The organism is Nonomuraea sp. NPDC049784, assembly GCF_040659615.1.
Lineage (GTDB): Bacteria > Actinomycetota > Actinomycetes > Streptosporangiales > Streptosporangiaceae > Nonomuraea.
Genome location: NZ_JBFAMX010001330.1, coordinates 1 through 1,020, shown reverse-complemented (window position 1 = coordinate 1,020; position 1,020 = coordinate 1). Strand labels below are relative to the sequence as shown.

Genomic DNA, 1,020 nt, shown 5'->3' with positions numbered 1-1,020 from the left:
CCTGGCGGCCGAGCTCGCCGCCGGGCACACCGGCCCGCGCGCGATGCGCCGCTACGGGGTACTGACCCAGTCCTTCATCGCCGCGATGGCGCTGGCCGTCCTGGCCTCCAGTCTGGGCCTGCTGTGGGTGGCTATCGAGGCGACCACGATCCTGACCGCCTTTCTGGTCGGTCACCGGCGCACCCGCCAGGCCACGGAGGCCGCCTGGAAGTACGTGGTCATCTGCTCGGTCGGCATCGCGCTCGCGCTGCTGGGCATCGTCATGGTCCACTACGCCGGCACGCACGTCAGCGTGGCCTCCCTGGACTGGGCGGTGCTGGTCGAGCACGCGAACCGGCTCGATCCCGGCGTGATGCGCATCGCGGTCATGCTGCTCGTGCTCGGGTTCGGCACCAAGGCTGGGCTGGCGCCGATGCACGCCTGGCTGCCCGACGCGCACAGCCAGGCCCCGGCTCCGGTGTCGGCGCTGATGTCAGGGGTGCTGCTGTCGGTGGCGTTCTACGCCATCCTGCGCGTCAAGGTCATCGCCGATGTGACTCTCGGCGGCGGGTTCACCCGGGCGCTGCTCGTCATCGTGGCGCTGGCCTCCCTGGCCGTGGCCGCGTTGCTGCTGCTCGGGCAGCGCGACTACAAGCGGCTGCTGGCCTATTCCAGCATCGAGCACATGGGCCTGGTCGCCCTCGGCGCGGCGATCGGCAACTCCCTCGCCCTGGTCGCCGTCCTGCTGCACATCCTCGGGCACGGGCTCGGCAAGTCGGTGTTGTTCCTGTCCGCAGGACAGCTGCACCAGGCGCTCGGCACCAGCCGGATCCACGCTGTACGCGGCCTCATGGCCACAGCGCCGATGCTGGCCGGGGCGTTCGCGCTGGGGCTGCTGGCCTTGCTCGGCCTCCCGCCGTTCAGCCTGTTCGCCAGCGAGCTGGGCATCGCGCGGGCGGGCTTCGCCGCCGGGCTGGGCTGGGCGATCGCGGTGGCTCTGGTGCTGATGCTGGTCATCGTCGCCGCCATCGGGCGCCACAG

The 1,020-nt window shown here is 71.6% G+C and carries 1 protein-coding gene; it reads left to right on the top strand.

Features of this window, described 5'->3' with window-relative positions:
• Positions 1–1,020, top strand: a 1,020-nt coding sequence (locus AB0J09_RS65805) for a proton-conducting transporter membrane subunit (RefSeq protein ID WP_360714775.1), incomplete at both ends; no start/stop codon positions are given.